Source organism: Pseudomonas sp. 5Vm1k (assembly GCF_056161485.1).
On sequence record NZ_JBSPCZ010000003.1, the window covers coordinates 97,277 to 114,133 of the forward strand.

Sequence of the window (16,857 nt, forward strand, 5' to 3'; positions counted from 1 at the left end):
ATTCCCGGCTATTTTTCGGCGGGCTATGCCTGCAGCCTTTTTGAGTGTTGATCCGTGAGTGATTTGAGTCATATCCGCAATTTCTCCATCATCGCCCACATTGACCATGGCAAGTCGACGCTGGCCGATCGCTTCATCCAGATGTGCGGCGGCCTTGCCGAGCGCGAAATGGAGGCCCAGGTGCTGGACTCCATGGACCTGGAACGTGAACGCGGGATCACCATTAAGGCCCACAGCGTTACCCTTTATTACACTGCTCGCGATGGCATCAAGTACCAGCTGAACTTCATTGACACCCCGGGCCACGTTGACTTCACCTATGAAGTCAGCCGGTCGCTGGCGGCCTGTGAAGGTGCGTTGCTGGTGGTCGATGCCGGTCAGGGCGTTGAAGCGCAGTCGGTTGCCAACTGCTACACGGCGATCGAGCAGGGCCTGGAAGTCATGCCGGTCCTGAACAAGATCGACCTGCCACAGGCCGATCCGGACCGCGTCAAAGAAGAAATCGAAAAAATCATCGGTATCGATGCCACCGATGCGGTCGAGTGCAGCGCCAAGACTGGCCTGGGCGTCGACGAAGTACTCGAACGCCTGGTTCACACCATTCCTGCGCCAACCGGTAACTACGAAGATCCGCTGCAAGCGTTGATCATCGACTCCTGGTTCGACAACTACCTGGGCGTTGTTTCCTTGGTGCGTGTGCGCCACGGTCGTGTGAAGAAGGGCGACAAGATCCTGGTCAAGTCCACCGGCAAGATCCACCTGGTGGACAGCGTCGGTGTCTTCAACCCGAAACACACCGCCACCGTTGACCTGAAGGCCGGCGAAGTGGGCTTCATCATCGCCGGTATCAAGGACATTCACGGTGCACCGGTTGGTGACACCCTGACCTTGAGCTCCACCCCCGACGTTGACGTGCTGCCCGGCTTCAAACGCATTCAGCCGCAGGTTTACGCCGGTCTGTTCCCGGTCAGCTCCGACGACTTCGAAGATTTCCGTGAAGCCCTGCAAAAGCTCACCCTCAACGATTCGTCGCTGCAGTACACACCGGAAAGCTCCGACGCCCTGGGCTTCGGCTTCCGTTGCGGGTTCCTCGGCATGCTGCACATGGAAATCATCCAGGAGCGCCTGGAGCGCGAGTACGACCTGGACCTGATCACCACGGCGCCGACGGTTATTTTCGAGCTGTTGCTGAAAACCGGTGAAACGATTTACGTCGATAACCCGTCCAAGCTGCCAGACGTGTCTTCGATCGAAGACATGCGTGAGCCGATTGTGCGGGCCAATATTCTTGTGCCGCAAGAGCACCTGGGCAACGTCATTACCCTGTGCATCGAGAAGCGTGGCGTGCAGCACGACATGCTGTTCCTCGGGACCCAGGTCCAGGTGACCTACGATATTCCGATGAACGAAGTGGTCCTGGACTTCTTTGACCGTCTGAAATCCACCAGTCGCGGCTATGCTTCGCTGGACTACCATTTCGATCGTTACCAATCGGCTAGTCTGGTGAAGCTGGATGTGCTGATCAACGGTGACAAGGTCGACGCCCTGGCGCTGATCGTGCACCGGGACAATGCGCACTACAAAGGTCGCCAGTTGACCGAGAAGATGAAAGAACTGATTCCGCGCCAGATGTTCGACGTCGCGATCCAGGCCGCCATTGGCGGGCAGATCATTGCGCGAACCTCCGTCAAGGCACTCAGAAAGAACGTATTGGCCAAATGCTACGGTGGTGACGTTAGCCGTAAGCGCAAGCTGTTGGAAAAGCAGAAGGCCGGTAAAAAACGCATGAAGCAAGTCGGTAACGTGGAGATTCCACAAGAAGCCTTCCTTGCAGTGCTCAGGTTGGATAGTTAGGTCCTATGTCACTAAATTTCCCGCTGTTGCTGGTCATCGCCGTGTTCGTCTGCGGCCTGTTGGCGTTGCTCGATCTGGTTTTCCTGGCGCCGCGTCGGCGAGCCGCCATTGCCTCCTATCAGGGCAGCGTCAGCCAGCCAGATGGGGTGGTGGTCGAGAAACTGAACAAAGAGCCGCTGCTGGTCGAATACGGCAAGTCGTTCTTCCCGGTGTTGTTCATCGTGCTGGTGCTGCGTTCGTTCCTGGTGGAGCCGTTCCAGATTCCATCCGGCTCGATGAAACCGACCCTGGACGTTGGCGATTTCATCCTGGTGAACAAGTTTTCCTACGGGATCCGCTTGCCGGTGATGGACAAGAAAGTCATCGAAGTCGGTGATCCGCAGCGTGGCGATGTGATGGTGTTCCGCTATCCGAGTGATCCGAACGTCAACTACATCAAGCGTGTAGTGGGCCTGCCGGGTGACCAGATTCGTTACACCGCCGACAAGCGTCTGTTCGTCAACGGTGAGTCGATCGCCGAGCAACTGGTCGGCTCCGAGCCGGGCACGTTGGGCAGTGCCGAGCTCTACAAAGAAAAACTCGGCGAGGCCGAGCACCTGATCCGCAAGGAAATGAGCCGCTACCGTGCAACGCCGGACCATACCTGGACCGTGCCTGCCGGGCACTACTTCATGATGGGCGACAACCGCGACAACTCCAACGACAGTCGCTACTGGGATGATCCAACTATTCCCAAGGATCTGCTGGGCATGGTTCCCGACAAGAATATCGTCGGCAAGGCCTTCGCTGTCTGGATGAGCTGGCCGGAACCTAAACTCAGTCACCTGCCGAATTTCTCGCGGGTTGGCCTGATCAAGTAATCACACACGGCGCTGTTGAACACAGCGCCGAATGCATTTCTGGAGTCGCCACAATCGACCCCGAAGGCATGAAGCCAATGATATTCAGGACGTTATTTTTGAACACAGCGTTAATTGTCCCAAGCCTGCGCCGCATCAAGGCGATGGCGGTGGAATCCAACCACGAACTCAGCGTGGGTAAACCGTGAGCGTCTCCTTAAGTCGTCTAGAGCGTCAGCTCGGCTACACCTTCAAGGATCAGGAACTGATGGTCCTGGCCCTGACTCACCGCAGCTTTGCCGGGCGTAACAACGAACGCCTGGAATTCCTCGGTGATGCCATCCTCAACTTCGTCGCTGGCGAGGCGCTGTTCGATCGCTTCCCGTTGGCCCGCGAAGGCCAGTTGTCGCGTTTGCGCGCACGTCTGGTGAAAGGTGAGACGCTGGCCGTACTGGCCCGTGGTTTTGATCTGGGCGACTACCTGCGTCTGGGTTCCGGTGAGTTGAAGAGCGGCGGTTTTCGTCGCGAGTCGATTCTGGCCGATGCCCTGGAAGCGCTGATTGGTGCGATCTACCTGGACGCCGGCATGGACATGGCGCGCGAGCGCGTGCTGGCCTGGCTGGCCGGGGAGTTCGAGGGCCTGACCCTGGTCGACACCAATAAAGATCCGAAAACCCGCCTGCAGGAGTTCCTGCAATCGCGGGGCTGTGAGCTGCCACGTTACGAAGTGGTGGATATCCAGGGTGAGCCGCATTGCCGAGTATTCTTCGTCGAATGCGAAATCACCTTACTGAATGAAAAAAGCCGAGGTCAGGGTGTGAGTCGTCGTATTGCCGAACAGGTAGCGGCCGCCGCAGCACTGATTGCCCTGGGTGTGGAGAATGGCAATGACTGATACAACCGCAACACGCTGTGGCTATGTTGCCATCGTCGGCCGTCCCAACGTGGGCAAGTCCACGCTGCTGAACCACATCCTGGGTCAGAAGCTGGCGATCACCTCGCGCAAGCCGCAAACCACCCGTCACAACATGCTGGGCATCAAGACCGAAGGCGCCATCCAGGCCGTTTACGTCGATACCCCGGGCATGCACAAAGGTGGCGAGAAAGCCCTGAACCGCTACATGAACAAGACCGCTTCGGCGGCGTTGAAAGACGTCGACGTGGTGATCTTCGTGGTTGACCGTACCAAGTGGACCGACGAAGACCAGATGGTTCTCGAGCGTGTCCAGTACGTGACCGGTCCTTTGATCGTGGCGCTGAACAAGACCGACCGCATCGAAGACAAAGCCGAGCTGATGCCGCACCTGAGCTGGTTGCAGGAACAGCTGCCGAACGCGCAGATCATGCCGATCTCGGCCCAGCACGGGCACAACCTCGAAGCACTGGAACGCGTGATCGCCGGTTACCTGCCGGAAAACGAGCACTTCTTCCCGGAAGACCAGATTACCGACCGCAGCAGCCGCTTCCTTGCTGCTGAACTGGTGCGCGAGAAAATCATGCGCCAGATGGGCGCCGAGCTGCCGTACCAGATCACCGTCGAAATCGAAGAGTTCAAGCAGCAGGGCAAAACCCTGCACATCCATGCCTTGATCCTCGTTGAGCGTGACGGCCAGAAGAAGATCATCATTGGCGACAAGGGCGAGCGCATCAAGCGTATCGGCACCGAGGCGCGCAAGGACATGGAGCTGCTGTTCGACTCCAAGATCATGCTCAACCTCTGGGTGAAAGTGAAAGGCGGCTGGTCCGACGACGAGCGTGCCTTGCGTTCGCTGGGTTATGGCGACCTGTAACACCCGGTTCCAGATACACCAGTGAACCCCTGTGGGAGCGGGCTTGCTCGCGAATAGGATGTAACATTCAGCCTTGATGTTGACTGTTACACCACTTTCGCGAGCAAGCCCGCTCCCACATTTGGTTTTGGGTTGTTTGTAAAACTGCGTTCCGCCATTGAGAGCTCCATGTCCCAGCCAATCGGCCAGCTCGCCTACGTGCTCCACAGCCGCGCCTATCGCGAAACCAGTGCGCTCGTGGATTTCCTCACGCCGCAAGGCCGGCTGCGGGCGGTGTTGCGCAGTGCGCGGGGCAAGGCCGGGACATTGGCGCGGCCGTTCGTACCGCTGGAAGTCGAGTTTCGTGGGCGTGGTGAGCTGAAGAATGTCGGGCGCATGGAAAGCTCGGGTACTTCTACGTGGCTCGTCGGTGAGGCGCTGTTCAGCGGCCTCTACCTCAATGAACTGCTGATTCGCCTGCTGCCGGCTGAAGACCCGCACCCTGGTGTTTTCGATCACTACGCTGCGACCCTGCTCGCGCTGGCTGAAGGTCGTCCGCTGGAACCCTTGCTGCGTTCGTTCGAATGGCGACTGCTGGATGATCTCGGTTACGGCTTCGCGCTGAACACCGATGTCCACGGCGAACCCATCGCACCGGACGGGCTCTATCGTTTGCAAGTGGACGCCGGGCTGGAACGTGTCTATCTGCTGCAACCCGGTCTGTTCAACGGCATCGAGTTGCTGGCCATGGCCGAAGCCGATTGGTCAGCCCCCGGCGCGCTATCGGCCGCCAAGCGTCTAATGCGCCAGGCACTGGCCGTGCATCTGGGTGGTCGTCCTCTCGTCAGTCGCGAACTGTTTCGCAAGCCCTAGGGTCTGTTGACGCTTGGCGGTGGTCGCAACGGGCACTCACTTGGCCCAGGGCTGCGTTCCTAGCGCTTTGCCCCGTACCAAGTGGTCATCCCGTCACGATCACCACCAAGCATCAACAGACCCTATCTCCCCGTGTATGCTGTGCACCGAACTTCCCCCCTATTCAGGAGCGCTTCCGTGACCACCAGCAATCGCATTCTTCTTGGCGTGAACATCGACCACGTTGCCACCCTGCGCCAGGCCCGGGGCACTCGCTATCCGGACCCGGTCAAGGCAGCACTGGACGCGGAAGAGGCGGGCGCTGATGGCATCACCGTGCACCTTCGCGAAGACCGCCGGCACATCCAGGAGCGCGACGTGCTGCTGCTCAAGGATGTGCTGCAAACCCGCATGAACTTCGAAATGGGCGTCACCGAAGAAATGATGGCGTTCGCCGAGCGCATCCGCCCGGCGCACATTTGCCTGGTGCCGGAAACCCGCCAGGAATTGACTACAGAAGGTGGGCTGGACGTTGCCGGGCAGGAAGCGCGGATCAAGGCTGCGGTGGATCGCCTGTCGAAGATCGGTTGCGAAGTGTCGTTGTTTATTGATGCCGACGAGCGGCAGATCGCGGCGTCCAAGCGTGTGGGCGCCCCGGCCATCGAACTGCACACCGGCCGTTACGCCGATGCCGAGACACCGACCGACGTGGCTGAAGAGCTGAAGCGTGTGGCGGATGGCGTGGCGTTTGGCCTGACCCAGGGCTTGATCGTCAATGCCGGCCATGGCCTGCATTATCACAACGTCGAAGCCGTGGCGGCGATCAAGGGCATCAACGAACTGAACATCGGCCACGCACTGGTGGCGCATGCGTTGTTTGTCGGGTTCAAGTCGGCTGTTTCGGAAATGAAGGCATTGATTCTGGCTGCAGCAAAAGCCTAAAAGCCAAACACAAAACCAAAATGTGGGAGCGGGCTTGCTCGCGAAAGCGGTTGAACATTCAACATGGTCGTTGACTGTCAAACTGCTTTCGCGAGCAAGCTCGCTCCCACATTTGTTTGTGGTGACTGTTAGAGCGGCGGCGTTTCCTGGCTCGGCTTGGTCTTGTCGATCCCCGGCACGTGCAGGTTGCCTTCGGCCACTTGATCGCCTTCAAGCTGCGGCTGCGTCACCCAGGTCAGGATGTCGTAGTAGCGACGGATGTTCGCCACGAAGTGCACCGGTTCGCCGCCCCTGGCGTAGCCATAGCGGGTTTTGCTGAACCACTTCTTCTCTGAAAGCCGTGGCAGGATCTTCTTCACATCCAGCCATTTGTCCGGGTTCAGCCCTTCCTTGGCCGCCAGTTTGCGCGCGTCATCCAGGTGACCGCTGCCAACGTTGTAAGCCGCCAGTGCAAACCAGGTGCGATCCGGTTCCTGGATCGACTCATCCAGCTGATCTTTCATGTAGGCCAGGTATTTTGCGCCGCCCATGATGCTCTGTTTGGGATCGAGACGATTGGACACGCCCATGGCCTGCGCCGTGTTCTGGGTCAGCATCATCAGGCCGCGCACGCCGGTCTTGGACGTGACCGCCGGTTGCCACAGCGATTCCTGATAACCGATCGCCGCCAACAGGCGCCAGTCGACTTTCTCTTTCTTGGCGTAGTTCTTGAAATGCTGTTCGTATTTGGGCAGCCGTTGCTGCAAGTGCTGGGCAAACGTGGTGGCGCCCATGTAGCCAAGAACGTCGACGTGCCCGTAATAGCGGTCTTTCAAACGTTGCAGGGTGCCGTTCTTCTGCACCTTGTCGAGGTAGGCGTTGATCTCGTTGAGCAGGCTGTTGTCTTCCCCGGCGGCCACGGCCCAGCTCTGGTTGCTGGCGTCGCCGAGGTCGAAGGCGACCTGGATGTTGGGGAAGTAGACCTGGTTCATCGCTACTTCATTGGAATCGACCAGGGTCAGGTCGATCTGACCTTCATCCACCATCCGCAGCAGGTCGACGACTTCAACCGCGTCAGACTCTTCGTATTCAATGCCGGGATATTTCTTTTTCAGTTCTGCCAGTTGCTCGGCGTGGGTACTGCCCTTGAGCACCATGATCTTCTTGCCGACCAGATCACTGGCATCGGTGGGCCGTGACTGGCCGTTGCGGTAGATGATCTGTGGGGTGACTTCCAGGTAGGAGTGGGAAAACCGCACCTGCTTTTTACGTTGCTCGCTGCTGACCAGACCGGCAGCCGCCAACACCGGGCCGTTGGGCTTGCCCACCTGATTGAACAGGTCGTCCAGGTTGTCAGCGGTTTCGATTTTGAGTTCGACCCCCAGATCTTCGGCAAAGCGCTTCACCAGCTCGTATTCGAAGCCGGTTTCACCGTTACGATCCTGAAAGTAGGTGGCGGGGCTGTTCCGGGTGATCACCCGCAGCACGCCATCCTCCTTTACGCGCTCCAGCGTGTTGGGTTTATCAACACAGCCACTGAGCATCAGGAAGAGTCCGGTTGCGATCAGCCATTTGGCGTACCGCGGACGCAAAGCCGTTGGGGAAAACATCTGCGCAGTATACGCAAAGGACTGCGAGCGCCATATCTCGACAGCGAAGGGCTAGTCTGCTAGAGAAACGAAAACCCACCCGGAGCCCGCAGGAATGGGCCCGAACAGCATTTTGTGACAGAAAAAATAACCCCTGATAAGCGCCGGTTTCAGGCCCCGATACCCGGCCCGACGTCCGGGTGACGCCGCCCGTACCGTTTCGGGTGATGTCGCGGGCGGTTTAGGCTAGAATGCACGGCCTCAAAGCACACCCCTTCCCGAGGCTGTCCCGAAGATGTTGATCCTGCGCGGCGCTCCTGCCCTTTCTGCCTTTCGCCACAGCAAACTCCTTGAGCAACTGAGCCAGAAAGTTTCGGCTGTCAGCGGCTTGTATGCTGAATTCGCTCACTTCGCCGAAGTCACCGGCGTCCTGACCGGCGACGAACAGCAGGTGCTTGCGCGCCTTCTGAAGTACGGCCCAAGTGTCCCGGTGCAAGAACCGACCGGTCGTCTGTTCCTGGTGTTGCCGCGTTTCGGCACCATTTCGCCATGGTCCAGTAAAGCCAGCGACATCGCTCGCAACTGCGGCCTGAGCAAAATCCAGCGTCTGGAACGCGGCATCGCGTTCTACGTGGCCGGCCAGTTCAGCGACGCCGACGCGCAGCTGATTGCCGATGTGCTGCACGACCGCATGACCCAGATCGTATTGGGCAACCTCGAACAGGCCGCCGGCCTGTTCAGCCATGCCGAGCCCAAGCCCCTGACCGCGATCGACGTGTTGGGTGGCGGCCGCGCCGCGCTGGAAAAAGCCAACACCGAGCTGGGCCTGGCCCTGGCCGAAGACGAGATTGACTACCTGGTCAACGCCTTCGTCGGCTTGAAGCGCAACCCGCACGACATCGAACTGATGATGTTTGCCCAGGCGAACTCCGAGCACTGCCGTCACAAGATCTTCAACGCCAGTTGGGACATCGACGGTCAGAGCCAGGAAAAAAGCCTGTTCGGCATGATCAAGAACACCTACGTGATGCACAGCGAAGGCGTTCTGTCGGCTTATAAGGACAACGCCTCGGTCATCGTCGGCAACGTCGCCGGCCGTTTCTTCCCGGACCCTGAAACCCGCCAGTACGGCGCGGTGCAGGAACCGGTGCACATCCTGATGAAAGTCGAGACTCACAACCACCCGACCGCGATTGCCCCGTTCCCGGGCGCATCCACTGGTTCCGGCGGCGAGATTCGCGACGAAGGCGCTACCGGTCGTGGCGCCAAGCCAAAGGCTGGCCTGACCGGTTTCACCGTATCCAACCTGCAAATCCCGGGCTTCGAACAGCCGTGGGAAGTGCCGTACGGCAAGCCTGAGCGCATCGTCACCGCGCTGGACATCATGATCGAAGGCCCACTGGGTGGCGCCGCGTTCAACAACGAATTCGGCCGTCCAGCCCTGACCGGTTACTTCCGTACCTTCGAACAGTCGATCACCACCCCGCGTGGCGACGAAGTTCGCGGTTACCACAAGCCGATCATGCTGGCCGGCGGCATGGGTAACATCCGTGCCGAACACGTACAGAAAGGCGAGATCACTGTCGGCTCCAAGCTGATCGTCCTCGGCGGCCCGGCGATGCTGATCGGCCTGGGCGGCGGCGCTGCTTCCTCCATGGCCACCGGCACCAGCTCGGCAGATCTGGACTTCGCTTCGGTACAGCGCGAAAACCCTGAGATGGAGCGCCGCTGCCAGGAAGTCATCGACCGTTGCTGGCAGTTGGGTGAAAACAACCCGATCAGCTTCATCCACGACGTGGGTGCGGGCGGTCTGTCCAACGCCTTCCCGGAACTGGTCAACGACGGCAACCGTGGTGGCCGCTTCGAACTGCGCAACATTCCTAACGACGAGCCGGGCATGGCCCCGCACGAAATCTGGAGTAACGAATCCCAGGAACGCTACGTTCTGGCCGTTGGCCCGGCGGACTTCGAACGCTTCCAGGCGATCTGCGAACGTGAGCGCTGCCCGTTTGCCGTGGTCGGCGAAGCCACTGCCGAGCCGCAACTGACGGTCACCGACAGTCACTTCGGCAACAGCCCGGTAGACATGCCACTCGAAGTGCTGCTGGGCAAAGCCCCGCGTATGCACCGTTCGGCCGTTCGTGAAAGCGAGCTGGGCGACGACTTTGATCCGTCGACGCTGGAGATCGCAGACTGCGTTGAACGCGTCCTGCATCACCCGGCCGTGGCGAGCAAAAGCTTCCTGATCACCATTGGCGACCGCACCATCACCGGCCTCGTGGCCCGTGACCAAATGGTCGGCCCGTGGCAAGTTCCGGTGGCCGACGTTGCGGTCACCGCCACCAGCTTCGACGTCTACACCGGTGAAGCCATGGCCATGGGCGAGCGTACTCCGCTGGCACTGCTGGACGCTCCGGCGTCGGGTCGCATGGCCATCGGCGAAACCCTGACCAACATTGCCGCGTCGCGCATCAACAAGATCTCCGACATCAAGTTGTCGGCGAACTGGATGTCCGCCGCCGGTCACCCGGGCGAAGACGCGCGTCTGTACGACACCGTGAAAGCGGTCGGCATGGAACTGTGCCCGGACCTGGGTATCACCATTCCAGTGGGCAAGGACTCCATGTCCATGGCCACGCGCTGGAACGACGAAGGTGTCGACAAGACTGTTACTTCGCCAATGTCGCTGATCGTGACCGGTTTCGCGCCTGTGGCTGACATCCGTCAGACCCTGACGCCGGAACTGCGCATGGACAAAGGCACCACCGACCTGATCCTGATCGACCTGGGCCGTGGCCAGAACCGCATGGGTGCCTCGATCCTGGCCCAGGTTCACGGCAAGCTCGGTTCGCAAGCGCCGGACGTCGATGATGCCGAAGACCTGAAAGCCTTCTTCGCAGTGATCCAGGGCCTCAACGCCGATGGTCACCTGCTGGCTTACCACGACCGTTCCGACGGTGGTTTGCTGACCAGCACCGTGGAAATGGCCTTCGCCGGTCACTGCGGTCTGAGCCTGAACCTCGACGGTCTGGCGGAAACCTCTGCCGACATCGCCGCGATCCTGTTCAACGAAGAACTCGGCGCTGTGATCCAGGTTCGCCAGGACGCTACCCCGGACATCCTCGCGCAATTCAGCGCGGCCGGTCTGGGCGACTGCGTGTCGGTGATCGGTCAGCCGATGAACAACGGCCAGATCAACATCACCTTCAACGGCGAAACCGTTTTCGAAGGCCAGCGTCGTCTGCTGCAACGTACCTGGGCTGAAACCAGCTACCAGATCCAGCGTCTGCGTGACAACGTCGACTGCGCCGAGCAAGAGTTCGACGTGCTGCTGGAAGAAGACAACCCGGGCCTGAGCGTCAAACTGAGCTACGACGTCAACCAGGACGTCGCCGCGCCTTACATCAAGAAAAACATTCGCCCACAGGTTGCCGTACTGCGTGAGCAGGGCGTCAACGGTCAGGTGGAAATGGCAGCAGCGTTCGACCGCGCCGGTTTCAACGCGATTGACGTGCACATGAGCGACATTCTGGCCGGCCGTGTCGACCTGAACGACTTCAAGGGCATGGTTGCTTGCGGCGGTTTCTCCTACGGCGACGTACTGGGTGCCGGTGAAGGCTGGGCCAAATCCGCGCTGTTCAACAGCCGTGCTCGCGATGCGTTCCAGGGCTTCTTCGAACGTAACGACAGCTTCACCCTCGGCGTGTGCAACGGTTGCCAGATGATGTCCAACCTGCACGAACTGATCCCGGGCAGCGAGTTCTGGCCGCACTTCGTGCGCAACCGTTCCGAGCAGTTCGAAGCCCGCGTTGCGATGGTTCAGGTCCAGGAGTCGAACTCGATCTTCCTGCAAGGCATGGCCGGTTCGCGCATGCCGATCGCCATCGCTCACGGTGAAGGTCATGCCGAGTTCGCCAGCGAAGAAGCGTTGCTGGAAGCTGATCTGTCCGGTTGCGTGGCCATGCGTTTCGTCGACAACCACGGCAAGGTCACCGAAAAATACCCGGCCAACCCGAACGGCTCGCCGCGCGGGATCACCGGTTTGACCAGCCGCGACGGTCGCGTAACCATCATGATGCCGCACCCGGAACGTGTGTTCCGCGCCGTGCAGAACTCGTGGCGCTCGGAAGACTGGAACGAAGACGCACCTTGGATGCGTATGTTCCGTAACGCGCGCGTCTGGGTTAACTGATAGCTGTGTACAAGCTCTGCTTTTTTGTTCCGGCCAGTCATGTGGAACAGGTCAAAAGCGCCGTATTCGCCGCCGGTGGCGGGCGGATCGGCGCTTACGATCACTGCGCATGGCAGGTGTTGGGCCTGGGTCAGTTTCGCCCTCTGGATGGCAGTCAGCCGTTTATTGGCGAAGCGGGACAGGTCGAGCAGGTTGAGGAATGGAAGGTTGAGCTGGTGGTGGCGGATGAGTTGATCGTGGCTGCGGTGGCTGCGTTGAAGTTAAGCCATCCCTACGAGACGCCGGCTTACGAAGTGTGGCGGTTGGAGGATTTCTGATTCTCTTGCCGCTGAAACAAGAAACCCGCTGATGCAGATCAGCGGGTTTTTTGTTGTTCGGGATTTGTGGTGTCTGGGCGGGCGCCTTCGCGAGCAAGCCCGCTCCCACATTGGATCGGCGTGCATAGATCCAATGTGGGAGCGGGCTTGCCCGCGAAGACGGACCAACAGGCGCTAGAGATTTTAGACCTTCGCACTCACCTCACTACGATTCACCAACGCCTCCAACGCCCCACTCAAACTCGGCGCTTTATCGCCAATCAACAAATGCCAAACCCCACCCTCCAACTGGCTGACACCCTGACAACCCAGCGCCTTCAGATCACATTCCGACAACGCCTTCCCATCCGCCAAATGCAGGCGAATCCGGGTCATGGCGATGCAGTCCATTTGCAGCACATTGTCGCCACCGCCCAACGCATTCAGCCACTGCTGCGCTTCCGGCAATGCGACGGGTTTTGCCTCTTCGACAACAGCGGCGGGGGTGCTAATCACTGCGCGACCCAGCGCCGGCATCGCCAGTCGAATCTCATCGGCAATGCTGTCGGCCATCGGCCCGACCACCACTTGCAAGCTTCCGCCCTTGCCCGGACGCACCACGGCCATCGCGCCCAGCGCTTTCAACTCGGCATCGTTGACCTTGTTGCGATCCACCATGTCCAGCCGCAAGCGGGTGGTGCATGCACCCACGGTGATCAAGTTGGCAGCGCCGCCTAATGCCTTGATGTAGGCCCCGGCGCGTTCGTTCTCGGCAACCACAACCCTCTCACCAGAAACAACATCTTCACGCCCCGGCGTCTTGAGGTTGAAGCGACGAATACAGAAATCAAATACCACGTAGTAGATCACCGCATACGCCAACCCCACCGGCACCACCAGCCAGCCATTGGTGGATTTACCCCAGCCCAGCACCATGTCGATGAAACCGCCGGAGAAGGTAAAGCCGAGGTGGATGTTCAGCATATTGGTGACCGCCATCGACAGACCCGTCAGCAGCGCATGTACCAGGTACAACATCGGCGCGAGGAACATGAAGGCGAATTCAATCGGCTCGGTCACACCGGTCAAAAACGACGTCAGCGCCATCGACAGGAAAATCCCGCCCATGACTTTGCGGCGCTCCGGCAACGCGTTGCGGTACATGGCCAGGCACGCGGCGGGCAGGCCGAAGATCATCATCGGGAACATGCCGGTCATGAATTGGCCACCCTTCGGATCGCCAGCAAAGTAGCGCGACAGGTCACCAGTAACGATGGCGCCTGTGGTTGGATCGGTGAAGTTGCCGAACACAAACCACGCCATGTTGTTGAGGATATGGTGCAGACCGGTGACGATCAGCAGGCGGTTGAACACGCCGAAGACGAACGCACCGAAGCTGCCGCTTTCCATCATCAGCGCGCCGAAGCTGTTGATGCCTTGCTGGATCGGCGGCCAGATCAGCCCGAACACCAGCCCCAGGCCCACGGCGGCGAAACCGGTGACGATGGGCACGAAGCGTCGGCCACCGAAAAAGGCGAGGTACTCCGGCAGCTTGATGTCCTTGAAGCGGTTGTACAACGCGCCGGCCATCAAGCCACTGACGATACCGGCGAGCATGCCCATGTTGATGCTCGCATCCAGCACCTTGAGCGTGGAGATCATCACCAGGTAACCAATCACCCCGGCGAGGCCTGCGGTGCCGTTGTTGTCCTTGGCGAACCCGACCGCGATGCCGATGGCGAAGATCATCGCCAGGTTGGCGAAGATCACCTGGCCGGCGTCGTGGATGATCGCGATGTTCAGCAGATCGGTGTCGCCCAGGCGCAGCAACAGGCCGGCGATGGGCAGGATCGCGATCGGCAGCATCAGCGCGCGGCCGAGGCGCTGCAAGCCTTCGATAAAGTATTGGTACATGGCGGATCTCCCTGTGTTCTTTTTGTTTTAGAGCTTGTTGTTCAGCTCAGAGGCCAATGTTGGTGACAGGCGTGACGCACCGCGCCGGCGCTGCTCAACTTGAGCAGGTCCTGGCTGATGCGTCGGCATTCGCTCGCGTCGAGATGGCGGACGCGGTCCTTGATTTCACCGATCTGCACCGGGCTCACCGACAACTCACTGACCCCCAGGCCAATCAGTACCGGCGTGGCCAACGGATCGGAAGCGAGCGCGCCGCACACTCCGACCCAACGGTTATGCACCGCCGCGCCGGCGCAGGTCTGGGCGATCAGTCGCAGCAGCGCCGGGTGCAGCGCATCGACCCGCGAGGCGAGGCCGGCGTGGTCGCGGTCCATGGCCAGGGTGTACTGGGACAAGTCGTTGGTGCCGATGGACAGGAAGTCCGCGTGTTCGGCCAGTTGCTCGGCCAGCAGCGCGGCGGCCGGGACCTCGATCATCACCCCCAGCTCCGGGCGCTGGGTCAGTTCCAGTTCGGTGCACAAGGCATCGAGGCGTTGGCGGATGTGCAGTAGCTCATCGACTTCGGTGACCATCGGCAACAGAATTCGGCAACGCGACAATGGGCTGACGTGCAGCAGTGCGCGCAGTTGCTGATCAAGCAATTCCGGCCGCACCTGGGCCAGGCGAATACCGCGCAGACCGAGTACCGGGTTGGCCTCAATCGGCAGCGGTAAGTAGTCGAGTTGCTTGTCGCCGCCGACGTCGATGGTGCGGATGATCACCGACTTGTCGCCCATGGCGTCGAGCACAGATTGGTAGGCGAGGCGTTGTTCCTGTTCGTCCGGCGCGGTGTTGCGATCGACGAAGAGAAACTCGGTACGCAACAAGCCGACACCATCGGCACCATTGGCCAGCGCATCTGCCGCTTCAGCGCTAGAGGCGACATTGGCCGCGACTTCGATGTGCAATCGATCAAGAGTCAATGCTGGGGTGTGCGCCTGCGCCTGTTGTTGCGCGCGTCGTTGTTGGTGATCGAGTTGTGCCTGACGCACTTCGGTCAGGCGTTCGCTGGTCGGCGTCAGTTCGAGGCGACCACCGTCGGCATCCAGCACTACCGATTGACCTTGCTCCTGATCCAGCAACGTCGAACCCAACGCCACCAGGCACGGCAGACCTTTGCCGCGCGCCAGAATAGCCACATGGGACGTCGCACCGCCCGCCGCCATGCACAACCCGGCAACGCCGTGCTGGCTCAGTTGCAGCAAGTCGGACGGGGTCAGCTCATGGGCGGCGACGATGGCGCCGGCCGGAATGTCGTAGTGCCAGGTTTCCCCGAGCAGGGCGCGCAGCACCCGTTGCTTGAGGTCGCGCAGATCATTGGCACGCTCGGCCAGCAATACACTGCCGAGTTGCTGGAGGACGTCGCACTGCACGTCGATCGATTGGCTCCAGGCGTGAGTCGCGGCCATACCTTTTTCGATGGAGTGAGCCGCCGCGTCCAGTAGCGCCGGGTCTTCGAGCAGCGCGAGGTGCGCGGCGAAGATCGCTTCTTCATCAATGTTCTTGTGCTTTCTGGCCTGGGTCAGGGTGTGATCGATCTCGCTGCGCACCACGCTCAGCGCCGTGTCGAGGGCGTGCAGTTGTTGCTCGGGATTATGGTTGCCGGCGTCCACCGGCAAACTGATCGCGTTCAAGCGAAACAACGGCCCGGCGACCAGGCCGGGAGCAGCGCAAACACCGTTCAACACACCCGCTTCGGCAGGGCGATGACGTTGGGCAATCGGCGTTGGCGCAGCGACGTGAGTGTCTTCGGCCAGCGCTGTGGATAACGCCGTTAGCAATGCTTGCAACGCCGCTTCCGCATCCGGGCCCTGGCTGCTGACCTGCACTTCTTCCTGCTCGCCAACGGCCAGGCTCATGAGCCCGATCAAGCTGTCGCACGACGCCGACTTGCCAGCGAAATGCAGCTGCGACTTGCTCTTGAAACCTTGCGCCGTCTGACGAATCAGCGCCGCTGGCCGAGCGTGGAGGCCACCGCGATGAGCGATGCGGATATGCCCGTGAACTTCGATGCCTGACGTCTCGACTTCGGCCTGCACGCCATTGGGCAACCGCCGCACGATATGCAGCAATGGATCGCCGACCTTCACCGATTTCAGGGTGATCGGCCGTGCCTGGAAATCCTGGCTGTTGGTCAGGATCATCAGGCTGACCAGGCTTTTGCATTGTTGTGCAACCTTGTCCAGGTCGTAGCGCAACAACGGCTGGCCATTGCTGACTCGCGCGCCTTCCTTGACCAGCATCGAGAAGCCTTCGCCCTGCAACTCGACGGTGTCGAGGCCCAGGTGCAGCAGCAATTCGGCACCGTTGTCGGCGCGTAAAGTTACCGCGTGGCCGGTGCGGGCGACATGCACCACCACGCCGGCGCAAGGAGCGTGAAGGGTGTCATTCAATGGATCGATTGCAATCCCGTCACCCATGGCGCCGCTGGCGAACACCGGGTCCGGGACTTTGGCGAGCGTGAGCACCGGGCCGCTGAGCGGGGCGCTGAGGGTCAGCTCTTTATTGTTGTTATGCATGGCTCGGTACTCATCAGTAAACAATTCGGTTCGGTCGACGCGTGGCCCGATCCCTGTAGGAGCAGCCGAAGGC

General features: G+C 60.3%; 11 protein-coding genes. 8 read left to right on the top strand and 3 right to left on the bottom strand.

What is annotated here, in order from left to right; genetic code table 11:
- Positions 1 to 54 precede the first annotated feature (54 nt).
- The 6 genes from lepA (at position 55) to pdxJ (ending at position 6,256) form a co-directional block, all read left to right on the top strand.
- The gene (lepA, locus tag ACWIKB_RS06940) at positions 55 to 1,854 is read left to right on the top strand and encodes a translation elongation factor 4 (RefSeq protein WP_208669873.1); all 1,800 of its coding nucleotides are present in this window, start codon (positions 55 to 57) and stop codon (positions 1,852 to 1,854) included.
- A gap of 5 nt (positions 1,855 to 1,859) precedes the next feature.
- Positions 1,860 to 2,714 (top strand): signal peptidase I, encoded by an 855-nt coding sequence (lepB, locus tag ACWIKB_RS06945; protein WP_475265940.1) that lies wholly within the window; start codon positions 1,860 to 1,862, stop codon positions 2,712 to 2,714.
- A 184-nt stretch (positions 2,715 to 2,898) separates the two neighbouring features.
- Positions 2,899 to 3,588: a ribonuclease III gene (gene rnc, locus ACWIKB_RS06950; protein WP_123507875.1), complete on the top strand. Its 690-nt coding sequence runs from the start codon at positions 2,899 to 2,901 to the stop codon at positions 3,586 to 3,588.
- Complete coding sequence (era, locus tag ACWIKB_RS06955; RefSeq protein WP_054054777.1) at positions 3,581 to 4,483, top strand: GTPase Era; 903 nt, start codon at positions 3,581 to 3,583, stop codon at positions 4,481 to 4,483. The genes rnc and era overlap by 8 nt, the downstream gene beginning before the upstream one ends.
- Before the next feature lie 168 nt (positions 4,484 to 4,651).
- Positions 4,652 to 5,335: a DNA repair protein RecO gene (recO, locus tag ACWIKB_RS06960; RefSeq protein ID WP_475265941.1), complete on the top strand. Its 684-nt coding sequence runs from the start codon at positions 4,652 to 4,654 to the stop codon at positions 5,333 to 5,335.
- 177 nt (positions 5,336 to 5,512) lie between these two features.
- Positions 5,513 to 6,256 carry a pyridoxine 5'-phosphate synthase gene (pdxJ, locus tag ACWIKB_RS06965; RefSeq protein ID WP_475265942.1) on the top strand — a complete coding sequence of 248 codons (744 nt, stop codon included), beginning with the start codon at positions 5,513 to 5,515 and terminating at the stop codon, positions 6,254 to 6,256.
- Between the two features lie 128 nt (positions 6,257 to 6,384).
- On the opposite strand, the gene mltF is transcribed toward pdxJ, so the two are convergent.
- On the bottom strand, positions 6,385 to 7,845 hold the full coding sequence (mltF, locus tag ACWIKB_RS06970; protein WP_475265943.1) for a membrane-bound lytic murein transglycosylase MltF: 1,461 nt from the start codon (positions 7,843 to 7,845) through the stop codon (positions 6,385 to 6,387).
- Positions 7,846 to 8,119: 274 nt separating this feature from the next.
- Between mltF and purL the strand changes: the two genes are divergently transcribed.
- A complete protein-coding gene (gene purL / locus ACWIKB_RS06975) occupies positions 8,120 to 12,016 on the top strand; it encodes a phosphoribosylformylglycinamidine synthase (RefSeq protein ID WP_475265944.1) in 3,897 nt (1,298 codons plus the stop codon).
- Between the two features lie 5 nt (positions 12,017 to 12,021).
- Positions 12,022 to 12,333 (top strand): YqfO family protein, encoded by a 312-nt coding sequence (locus tag ACWIKB_RS06980; RefSeq protein ID WP_133837157.1) that lies wholly within the window; start codon positions 12,022 to 12,024, stop codon positions 12,331 to 12,333.
- A 183-nt stretch (positions 12,334 to 12,516) separates the two neighbouring features.
- On the opposite strand, the gene nagE is transcribed toward ACWIKB_RS06980, so the two are convergent.
- Both nagE and ptsP read right to left on the bottom strand, forming a co-directional pair.
- Positions 12,517 to 14,226 carry an N-acetylglucosamine-specific PTS transporter subunit IIBC gene (gene nagE, locus ACWIKB_RS06985; RefSeq protein WP_475265945.1) on the bottom strand — a complete coding sequence of 570 codons (1,710 nt, stop codon included), beginning with the start codon at positions 14,224 to 14,226 and terminating at the stop codon, positions 12,517 to 12,519.
- A gap of 41 nt (positions 14,227 to 14,267) precedes the next feature.
- The gene (gene ptsP, locus ACWIKB_RS06990; protein ID WP_475265946.1) at positions 14,268 to 16,784 is read right to left on the bottom strand and encodes a phosphoenolpyruvate--protein phosphotransferase; all 2,517 of its coding nucleotides are present in this window, start codon (positions 16,782 to 16,784) and stop codon (positions 14,268 to 14,270) included.
- Between the last annotated feature and the right edge of the window lie 73 nt (positions 16,785 to 16,857).

What these genes read in the sequence shown, in the direction of transcription:
- mltF (WP_475265943.1), bottom strand. Translation starts at nt 7,845, where the DNA reads ATGTTTTCCCCAACGGCTTTGCGTCCGCGGTACGCCAAATGGCTGATC.
- era (WP_054054777.1), top strand. Translation starts at nt 3,581, where the DNA reads ATGACTGATACAACCGCAACACGCTGTGGCTATGTTGCCATCGTCGGC.
- recO (WP_475265941.1), top strand. Translation starts at nt 4,652, where the DNA reads ATGTCCCAGCCAATCGGCCAGCTCGCCTACGTGCTCCACAGCCGCGCC.
- ptsP (WP_475265946.1), bottom strand. Translation starts at nt 16,784, where the DNA reads ATGCATAACAACAATAAAGAGCTGACCCTCAGCGCCCCGCTCAGCGGC.
- lepB (WP_475265940.1), top strand. Translation starts at nt 1,860, where the DNA reads ATGTCACTAAATTTCCCGCTGTTGCTGGTCATCGCCGTGTTCGTCTGC.
- nagE (WP_475265945.1), bottom strand. Translation starts at nt 14,226, where the DNA reads ATGTACCAATACTTTATCGAAGGCTTGCAGCGCCTCGGCCGCGCGCTG.
- purL (WP_475265944.1), top strand. Translation starts at nt 8,120, where the DNA reads ATGTTGATCCTGCGCGGCGCTCCTGCCCTTTCTGCCTTTCGCCACAGC.